Below are 8,847 nucleotides of genomic sequence, written 5' to 3'. Positions count from 1 at the left end.
TCGGTGAATAGCGCAGCTTGGTAGCGCATCTGGTTTGGGACCAGAGGGTCGGGGGTTCGAATCCCTCTTCACCGACCACATTGAAAAGCCTGCTAAATAGCAGGCTTTTTTCTTATCTGAACCTTATAGCTGTTAGCATAACCCTCTCTGAATAAAAAACCTCTCTAGTTAATCTATAAATTATTTCCGATTTTTGTGACTTTTAAATTTGTAACTAGAAGCAATATGTTGCATATATGTTTCTATTATTTGAGTATTATTGGCTTAAAATGGGCGTTTTAATGGTTTAAATGTTGCACTTTTGTGAGTTTTTTGCCAAATTGATGAGCTTGTAAATTGTCAGGTCAATAATCTTGGTTGAGTGATAAGCTAAACAGGGTTAATTGGCTGACTTGAATGGATTCAATCTCAGACAGGGCAGGAAGCTGCCGGAGCATTAGAGGTCTGGTAATGTCACTTTTAGAAGTTAAGAACCTTCGTATTGAGTACCCATCACGCCATGGTGTACATGCTGCTGTTAAATCGTTGTCGTTCAATATAGAGCGCGGTGAAATAGTCGGTGTTGTTGGTGAATCTGGTGCTGGAAAATCGACAGTTGGTAATGCTGTTATCGATCTACTCAGCCCTCCAGGGCGTATCGCCAGTGGCGATGTTTATTTAGATGGTGATCTAATATCTGGCTTGTCAGCCGAAGAGATGCGACAAGTTAGAGGCTCTAAAATAGGATTTATTTTTCAAGATCCTATGACATCTTTAAATCCCCTGTTTACCGTAGAACAGCAGTTAACTGAAACTATCCACGCTAACATGAATGTCTCAGAAGACGAAGCTTATCAGAGAGCTTTGTCCTTGATGCAGCAAGTGGGTATTCCTCAACCAGAGAATCGTCTTAAACAGTATCCGCATCAGTTTTCGGGCGGAATGCGTCAGCGTGTTGTGATTGCTATTGCTCTAGCTGGTGAGCCAGACCTTATTATTGCGGATGAGCCAACCACAGCATTAGATGTCTCGATCCAAGACCAAATTCTCGATCTCATTCGTGATTTGTGCATAAAGAATAATGTTGGATGCATGTTGGTAACGCACGATATGGGAGTGGTATCGAATGTAACTGATCGCGTTGCAGTTATGTATCGTGGTGACTTAGTCGAATTTGGTGACACTAAGAAAGTATTGGGCGATCCGGATCACTCATACACGCGAAGCCTCATTTCTGCAGTGCCGCGCTCCGATGCAAAGCTGGAGCGTTTTCCTCTGGTTAACTACATAGAACAAGCCCAAGAAATGGAACCTCTTGATGTCAAAAATCATTGGCTTGGCCAAAGTCAGGATCATCGTGATTACAGCGGCTCATTACTAACAGTAGAAAATGTAAATCTACGTTTTGTGACCAAAGATTCATTATTTGAAAGCCGCCGCGAATATGTTCAGGCCTCTAATAATGTGAGTTTTGAGGTTTATGAAGGAGAAACTTTTGGTCTAGTTGGTGAGTCTGGTTCAGGCAAGTCGACCATTGCGCGCGTGATTGCCGGATTGTATCAACCCAACTCAGGTAAGGTGACTTTTGAGGGTATTGACTTAACGTCTTTGAAGTCGGAGAAAGAGCGCCGCCCCATGCGTCGTCAGATGCAGATGGTATTTCAAAATCCGTATACATCGATGAACCCTCGTATGAAGATTTTCGATATTATCGCTGAGCCTATTCGTTTTCATAAGTTAACTGATAATGAAAACCAAACCAGGCAGATCGTCAACGATCTTCTTGATCACGTTGGATTAGGTAAGATGGCGGGTGTGAAATACCCACACGAGTTCTCTGGTGGGCAGCGCCAGCGTATTTCCATCGCTCGAGCACTCGCGACTCGTCCAAGACTCTTGATTTGTGATGAGCCAACTTCAGCACTTGATGTGTCCGTGCAAGCTCAGATACTGAACTTACTTAAAGACCTGCAAGATGAGCTTAATCTCACCATGTTGTTCATTAGTCATGACTTACCCGTTATTCGTCAGATGTGTGATCGCGTAGGTGTAATGCAAATGGGCACCTTACTCGAAGTTGCTCCGACTGAGCAGCTGTTTAATTCGCCACAGCATGAATACAGTAAACAACTTATTTCCTTAATGCCGGAATTTACGGGGTTAAGAGAAGCAATATAACAGGCACAAGCCGAAACATAATTTTAAATTAGTTAAACAGACAATACACATTACTAGGGATTAATCCCGCATAAGGAGTTATGCAATGAAAACCATGAAAAGCAAACTTGCCATGACTTTAATGGCAGCTGGCTTGAGCTTTAGTGCAGTAGCCGCAGATATCACCGTTGGGTATGCTTCTGATCCCGTCTCGTTAGACCCTCATGAGCAGCTATCTGGTGGCACTTTACAAATGTCTCACATGGTATTTGACCCACTGGTGCGCTTTACGCAGGAGATGAAATTTGAGCCTCGTTTAGCAGAGTCTTGGGAGAGAGTAGATAACGAAACCATGCGTTTCCATCTTCGCAAAGGAGTTAAGTTCCACTCAGGCAACGCGTTTACGGCCGATGATGTCGTATGGACGTTTAATCGCCTCAAAGATTCAGCCGATTTTAAGGGTATTTTTGCACCTCTTGTGGCGTTAAATAAAGTTGATGATTATACCGTAGAGATCAAAACCGATGGTACCTATCCGCTGATTGAAAATGTTGCTACTTATATCTTCCCTATGGACAGTAAGTTCTATACAGGCAAAACCAAGGATGGCAAGGATAAGTCTGAGATGGTCAAACATGGCAACTCTTACGCTTCGACACACGCATCCGGTACAGGCCCATTTATTATTACGTCGCGCGAACAAGGTGTAAAAGTTGAATTCGAACGCTTTGAAGACTACTGGGACAAAGAATCAAAAGGTAATGTTGATAAATTAACCCTAGTGCCAATCAAAGAAGATGCCACTCGTGTTGCAGCGCTACTTTCTGGTGATGTCGATATGATTGCACCTGTAGCTCCAAATGATTACAAGCGAATTCAAAGTGCTAATGGCGTTGACCTCTATACTATGCCGGGCACTCGGGTGATCACCTTCCAGATGAACCAAAACAGCAACCCGGCGCTTAAAGATGTTCGCGTTCGTCAAGCGATTGTTTATGCGATCAATAACCAAGGCATAGTGAAAAAAATTATGAAGGGTGCAGGAACACCAGCTGCACAGCAAAGCCCAGTAGGTTACGCAGGTTATAATGATAGCCTTAAACCTCGTTATGATCTTAATCAAGCTAAGGCGTTGATGAAAGAAGCTGGGTACGAAAAAGGCTTTTCACTGACCATGATGGCGCCGAATAACCGTTACGTGAATGATGCCAAAATTGCTCAAGCTGCAGCTGCGATGTTATCCAAAATCGGTATCAAGGTTGATCTGAAAACCATGCCCAAAGCCCAATACTGGCCTGAATTTGATAAGTGTTCGGCAGATATGATGATGATAGGCTGGCATCCAGATACCGAAGATTCGGCTAACTTCACTGAGTTTCTTGCTATGACTCGCAATAGTGAAACGGGCAAAGGACAGTATAACTGTGGACATTATGGTAACGCAGAGGTTGATAAGCTGGTTAATCTATCGAATACCGAGACTGATTTAGGTAAACGTGGTGAAATGCTTAAGCAGGTAGAAGCGACACTTTACGATGAGGCTGCATTTGTTCCTTTGCATTGGGAGGACCCTTCATGGGCTGCGAAGAGCAATGTCAAAATTGGCCCAATCGTCAACGGTATGGATCAGCCTTACTTTGGCGATCTTGTTGTTAAGTAGAGTGTTTTAATTTATCCAAGTGTTTAATATTAATAACTTGGAAACTTAAGGTGTGAACTTTATTTTGAATAAGTGAGCACCTTTTTAATATTCAAGGTGCAGGGCAGTGGAACTGCATATTGAAATCTATGGAAAGTAAAGGGGCAAGGAATGTTTTCGTTTCTGGTCAAGCGCCTATTTCAGGCACTGATAGTGATGTTTGTGATCAGTTTAGTGGCGTTTGCCATTCAGGATAATCTGGGTGACCCATTACGTGAGCTTGTGGGTCAGTCGGTTTCAGAGGCAGAACGCCAGGCTTTGCGTGATGAGTTAGGCCTCAACGATCCTTTCATAACCAAATACACTCGTTTTGTCGGCTCTGCGCTTCATGGGGACTTAGGTACATCCTATTTCTTCAAGCGCCCAGCTGTTGACGTTATTTTAGATAAATTGGTGGCGACACTAGAATTAGTGTTTGGTGCCACGCTTATAATCATTGCCTGCTCCATTCCTTTGGGAGTGTACTCGGCGATTCATCCCAAAAGCATTTTCACCAAAGCAGTGATGGCATTTAGTAGTGTGGGTATCTCAATACCTGTGTTTCTGACCGCAATCATGTTGATGTATGTTTTCTCGATAGAACTTGGCTGGTTGCCTTCATTTGGTCGCGGCGAAACAGTGAATTTGCTTGGCTGGGAATCGGGGTACTTCACTCTTGATGGGCTTGCGCATCTTGTTTTGCCGTGTATCTCTCTTGCTTCAATCATGTTGCCGCTTTTCATCCGCTTGGTGCGCTCAGAGATGCTCGAAGTTTTGAGCTCAGAATACATTAAGTTTGCCAAGGCAAAAGGCTTAGCACTGAATAAGATTTACTATCAGCACGCGCTGAAAAACACCATGCTACCTGTGCTGACTGTGGGTGGCGTGCAAATCGGTACTATGGTCGCTTATACGATTCTCACTGAAACCGTCTTTCAATGGCCCGGCACAGGCTTTCTTTTTTTAGAAGCGATTAACCGTGTCGACACTCCACTTATTACCGCTTATGTAATTTTTGTTGGTTTAATATTTGTGGTTACTAACACCATAGTCGATTTGTTGTACGGGATTATTAACCCTACCGTGAACCTTACTGGAAAAGGAGCATAATCATGAGCCAAACTGCAACTGCTCCTTCTCGATGGGAGCGCTTCAAGCAATCAGATTTCTTGTATTACTTCAAACGCGATAAAGTTGCTATGGCAAGCTTTACTGTGTTTACGCTGTTTTTGCTGATGGCAATAGCGGCGCCGATATTATCACCGACTAACCCGTATGATTTAGCTACCATTGATATCATGGACTCCGAGCTTCCTCCTTCTTGGATGGAAGAAGGTGATGAGAGATTTGTTTTGGGAACCGATGAGCAAGGGCGAGATATTTTATCTACGATTTTATACGGTTCGCGATTATCTTTAACCATCGGTTTTTTGGCGGTGGGCTTGCAGCTAGTTCTCGGTATTATCATAGGTCTGTCTGCGGGCTATTTTGGCGGCCGCATTGACAGTTTATTGATGCGTTTTGCTGATATTCAGTTGTCATTTTCGACCATGATGGTGGCTATCATAGTCTCCGCAATCTTTAAAGCCAGTTTTGGTAGTGACTTTTACAGTCAATATGCGGTGATTATGCTAGTGGTGATTATTGGTGTGGCAGAATGGCCTCAATATGCACGCACGATCCGTGCGTCAGTCTTGGCCGAAAAGAAAAAAGAGTATGTGGAGGCAGCCAGAGTAATGGGTTTTAAAGCGCCGCGCATTATGTTTCGTCATATTCTGCCAAATTGCTTGTCACCCATTTTGGTCATTTCGACAGTGCAAGTAGCTAACGCCATTATGTCAGAAGCGGCTTTATCTTTCCTTGGGCTTGGCTTGCCTGTTGATCAGCCATCGCTTGGGGCCCTGATAAGTATAGGCTTCAATTATATATTCTCAGGCGCGTGGTGGATTACAGCTTTTCCTGGTGTGGTTTTAGTGACTTTAGTCTTGGTCATTAATTTATTAGGTGACTGGCTTAGGGATGTATTCAACCCTAAAATCTACAAAGGGTGATCTAATCCTCGGATTTGATTATATAATCCTCACTAAACTAAGAGTCGTAGTAAGTTACGGCTCTTTTTTTGCATTAAGTTTTAAACATCGGCAAGCCGTTGATAATAATACCAAGTGATGGAATAGAGAATTTAAGGTTGGAATGAGAATATGAGAATAGTGGTAAAGTCCAAACTTTCTGTAGTTGTACTCATAAACCTTACTATGTTGGGCGTAGTTCTTTCATTTAATAAGGCTTACGCGCAGGAGTTTTTGTGTGATGCAAGACAAGCATCAAAAGATAGTCTTCCTTTGCTGGAAAGTGATTGTCCCATCGGCACAGGGATGTGGGGGAAAAAGCAGCCCAAAGCTAACGCATCTCACTTTTGGATTCAGTGTGGCGTTTATAGTGAACCACTGAGCCTAAATGCAGCAAAACAAATTTACCCTAGCATTACTACGGATGTATGGACTAAGCCTGAAGGTAATGTGTACCGCTGCTTAGTCGGGCCGTATCAAGATTTTTCTAATGCTAAACGAGACTTGGTCAGGGTGAAACGTCTACCTGAATACGAACAAGCCTTTATTCGACAGATATCAAAAGCGAAAGCACAGCCCCAAAATGCACAATTGACTGCTAAAATCGCATCCACTAAACCACAGCCCAAGCCTGACCCAAAGCCTGTAAAGCAGCCAGCAGTTGCTAAAGAATTAAATGAAGGTATGGCAATTCGCCATAAAATAGTGATTAAAGGTGTTGAGTATACTGTGCCCTATTCATTATTTAGCAATGACCAATTTTATATGGAGCATGAGCTACCTTGGAACAGGATGAGCTACGATATGGCGTATCAAACTTGTGATCAAATGGGAATGCGCCTTGCCAGCAATAACGAGTGGCAATCTTTGCTGAAAGCTAATGTGATGATGAGGGATAAGTGGCCGATGCATTTACCTTATTGGGGAGAAGAAAAAACTGGGCTTTTTTACACGGGCAAAGTCAAGTCACTTAAAGGCTCTTCACTGCTCAATGTTATGTGTGTAAAGTAGAAATAGTATCAGGGCCAATACAAGTTATGGGTCCTTTTTCTCCTCAGTTGTTTTCTCTGCTTCTTTAAGTAAATCGAGGTATTTCTTTTCGACAAACTCTTTTTCTTTTGTGACGTGATGTAATTGTTGCTGGATAGCTTCGAGCTCCTCATTGGAAGCGCCTGAACCATCTTCTGGTTGTTCGCTGATTTTCTTTTTGTAGTTCTCAATAATATTGAGTAATTGTTGCCGCTCTTGATGATACTCCTTCTCCATTTTATTAAAGCCACCAGACTCACTGACTTGCATGTATTCTTTCTCAAGTTGTTCAAACTGTTTCTCAAGTTGTTCTTTTTCTTGTCGCAGACTGTCAACTGTGTCTGATTGTTTGTCGAGTTTATTTTTGGCTTTTCTTAACCCCTCCATGCTCCGATCAAGGTCTCCTTTTAGCTTGCGGATAAGCTGATGAGATTTAGATAGCTGCTGATTAAGATCATCAATGGACTCTTGTTCATCGGCAGTGAGGCTGATTTGACCTGCGGCCTTGATCTGTGAAACTTGGGCTTCTAGCGCTTTTTGAATGATGATGAGATCGTTTAAAGTGTCATTATTTTCAGCGGTATAACTGAGAGCATTTTCGACTGACTCTTGGCAAAGCTCGTAGGTTTGACCATCCATTATCGGGTTTGTACTGGATTGAGGGCCATGAACGACGTCACGTGCGAATTGACGAAACTCTCGGATCATTAGCAGTAAAATGACGAACCATACTAGTAGGATCAAGAGTCCAACATCCACTGCAAGGGCAAACAAACTTTCCGTAGTTATTAACGGAGTGGTGAGAAGTGCGGTTAAATCCATGAACTCATTCTATGTTTTGGAGTAAGTATTGGGTGTAAGTTTAGTTGTCGCCAGAAATTGTGCCTATAATTTAGTATAATCATCCAGCTAGAGCAGAATACTTTTTGTGAAAATCCTGATTGTCGACGACAGTAAAGCGACGTTAGAGATAGTCCGACGAGCATTAGAAAAGTTTGGCTATCGTCGTTTATCCATTCAAAAAGAGGACAGTGCAGTTGGTGCGCTTAATAGAGTAAAGGAATGGCAACCGGAGATTGTTCTCACCGACTGGCATATGCCTGATATGACAGGGCTTACCTTAATTCAAGAGATAAAAAAGCTCGATCTCGGCACCAAGATGGGCATGATTACTACTGTCGATGACCAAGTCCAAATAAACCAGGCTAAGTCAGCAGGTGCGAGTTTTGTCTTATCAAAGCCTTTCGTCGATAAAGATCTGCATCGTAAATTGCTGCCTTTAGTGCAAGGGGCAGAGGAAAGTGAACGCACACTAGAAAATATTAATGATGTGCAAAAGGAATTGGCTTTACCTAAGCTCGCTCAGCTCGAAAAGCTAATGAAACGAGAAATTGGTGCTCACCTCACGCTTAGCAACATTCGTAAGCAGTCTTTTGATGAAAGTAAAATCCCTTGCTTACTTGCAATGTACGAAGATGGTGACACCCAGAGAACCCGTGCGGTCGCAATATTAGATATTTACGCAATATGTATAATGTCGCGATCCAATTCAAAGATAAGTAAGGACGACTTGCAGCAAGCAATCCATAGTAAGTTGGTGAGCAAAGATATTTTGGATACCTGTCACAAAGTGCTTGATAAATCAGCGCTTGCCTTTCTCGATAGCTCTTCACGTAAAAGCTTGCGTCTTAAAAGTGTTAGCTTTATTCCTTCCGCCTTTGAGAAGCTTGAGGCACTGTACAGTAAAGAGCAAGATAAAAGGGTTGATTTCTCCTGTCAGTTTGAAGATTTGGCTCAGGGCAAAATCACGCTAATTGGTTTTTAACTATAACGGCAGTGTTTGAGTCTAGCCATGGACAATCCTGTTTCTTCTCCTTGTCTATCGTAAGCTGGCGGTAAACCCCATCTAATCATTTCCTTTTAAATTCGGTATTG

7 protein-coding genes and 1 tRNA gene are annotated in these 8,847 nt (G+C 42.7%); 7 read left to right on the top strand and 1 reads right to left on the bottom strand.

Annotated elements, in window-relative coordinates:
* Position 1 precedes the first annotated feature (1 nt).
* The 6 genes from AAFM34_RS10195 to AAFM34_RS10170 all read left to right on the top strand — a co-directional run bounded on the left by AAFM34_RS10195 (position 2) and on the right by AAFM34_RS10170 (position 6,894).
* Positions 2-78, top strand: a tRNA-Pro gene (locus AAFM34_RS10195).
* 372 nt (positions 79-450) lie between these two features.
* On the top strand, positions 451-2,157 hold the full coding sequence (locus AAFM34_RS10190; protein WP_341662465.1) for an ABC transporter ATP-binding protein: 1,707 nt from the start codon (positions 451-453) through the stop codon (positions 2,155-2,157).
* Between the two features lie 85 nt (positions 2,158-2,242).
* Positions 2,243-3,796, top strand: a complete 1,554-nt coding sequence (locus AAFM34_RS10185; protein WP_341662463.1) for an ABC transporter substrate-binding protein — start codon at positions 2,243-2,245, stop codon at positions 3,794-3,796.
* 150 nt (positions 3,797-3,946) lie between these two features.
* Positions 3,947-4,924 carry an ABC transporter permease gene (locus AAFM34_RS10180; RefSeq protein WP_114787865.1) on the top strand — a complete coding sequence of 326 codons (978 nt, stop codon included), beginning with the start codon at positions 3,947-3,949 and terminating at the stop codon, positions 4,922-4,924.
* Between the two features lie 2 nt (positions 4,925-4,926).
* Positions 4,927-5,865 carry an ABC transporter permease gene (locus tag AAFM34_RS10175; RefSeq protein WP_341662461.1) on the top strand — a complete coding sequence of 313 codons (939 nt, stop codon included), beginning with the start codon at positions 4,927-4,929 and terminating at the stop codon, positions 5,863-5,865.
* A 150-nt stretch (positions 5,866-6,015) separates the two neighbouring features.
* Complete coding sequence (locus AAFM34_RS10170; protein WP_341662458.1) at positions 6,016-6,894, top strand: SPOR domain-containing protein; 879 nt, start codon at positions 6,016-6,018, stop codon at positions 6,892-6,894.
* Between the two features lie 24 nt (positions 6,895-6,918).
* Here the strand turns inward: AAFM34_RS10170 and AAFM34_RS10165 are convergent, their stop codons facing one another.
* Entirely contained in the window at positions 6,919-7,734 is an 816-nt protein-coding gene (locus AAFM34_RS10165; RefSeq protein WP_341662456.1) for a chromosome partitioning protein ParA, read from the bottom strand.
* Positions 7,735-7,840: 106 nt separating this feature from the next.
* Here AAFM34_RS10165 and AAFM34_RS10160 point away from each other — a divergent pair, with 106 nt between their 5' ends.
* The gene (locus tag AAFM34_RS10160; protein WP_341662454.1) at positions 7,841-8,737 is read left to right on the top strand and encodes a response regulator; all 897 of its coding nucleotides are present in this window, start codon (positions 7,841-7,843) and stop codon (positions 8,735-8,737) included.
* Positions 8,738-8,847 lie beyond the last annotated feature (110 nt).

Source organism: Vibrio sp., from assembly GCF_038138445.1.
GTDB lineage: Bacteria > Pseudomonadota > Gammaproteobacteria > Enterobacterales > Vibrionaceae > Vibrio.
The sequence above is the reverse complement of the archived record's forward strand: the minus strand, read 5'-3'. Positions and strand labels throughout refer to the sequence as shown.

Excerpts from the sequence above, each read along its gene's own strand:
- AAFM34_RS10165 (WP_341662456.1), bottom strand. The coding sequence starts at position 7,734 with ATGGATTTAACCGCACTTCTCACCACTCCGTTAATAACTACGGAAAGT.
- AAFM34_RS10190 (WP_341662465.1), top strand. The coding sequence starts at position 451 with ATGTCACTTTTAGAAGTTAAGAACCTTCGTATTGAGTACCCATCACGC.
- AAFM34_RS10180 (WP_114787865.1), top strand. The coding sequence starts at position 3,947 with ATGTTTTCGTTTCTGGTCAAGCGCCTATTTCAGGCACTGATAGTGATG.
- AAFM34_RS10185 (WP_341662463.1), top strand. The coding sequence starts at position 2,243 with ATGAAAACCATGAAAAGCAAACTTGCCATGACTTTAATGGCAGCTGGC.
- AAFM34_RS10170 (WP_341662458.1), top strand. The coding sequence starts at position 6,016 with ATGAGAATAGTGGTAAAGTCCAAACTTTCTGTAGTTGTACTCATAAAC.
- AAFM34_RS10175 (WP_341662461.1), top strand. The coding sequence starts at position 4,927 with ATGAGCCAAACTGCAACTGCTCCTTCTCGATGGGAGCGCTTCAAGCAA.